The organism is Caulobacter sp. 602-1, from assembly GCF_003931565.1.
Taxonomy (GTDB): Bacteria; Pseudomonadota; Alphaproteobacteria; order Caulobacterales; family Caulobacteraceae; genus Caulobacter.
Window position 1 is genome coordinate 1 of record NZ_RRYI01000212.1, and the last position, 274, is coordinate 274.

1 pseudogene is annotated in these 274 nt (G+C 66.8%); it reads right to left on the bottom strand.

What is annotated here, in order from left to right:
- Nucleotides 1–4: 4 nt before the first annotated feature.
- Nucleotides 5–274 (bottom strand): annotated as a pseudogene (locus EIK80_RS25910) (amidohydrolase); the annotation flags it as partial.

Consider the following 274-nt stretch of genomic DNA (forward strand, 5'->3'; position numbering starts at 1 on the left):
CAGGCTATTTCCGCTCCAGATAGTCCAGCGCCATGAAGACCTCGGCCTTCACGCCGGTCTCGAACACCGCCTCGTCGACGTCGAAATAGGGCGAGTGGTTGACCGGCGCGGTCGCCGCCGGCACGTCGGCCTTGCGTCCGCCCAGTTGCACGAACACCGCCGGGACCTTCTCGGCGTACATCGAGATGTCCTCGGCGCCCGTCACCAAGGCGGCCTTGTCGTCGACCTTGCCGGGCGAGGCCTTCTCCAGGCTGGCCTTGACCCAGGCCGAAAG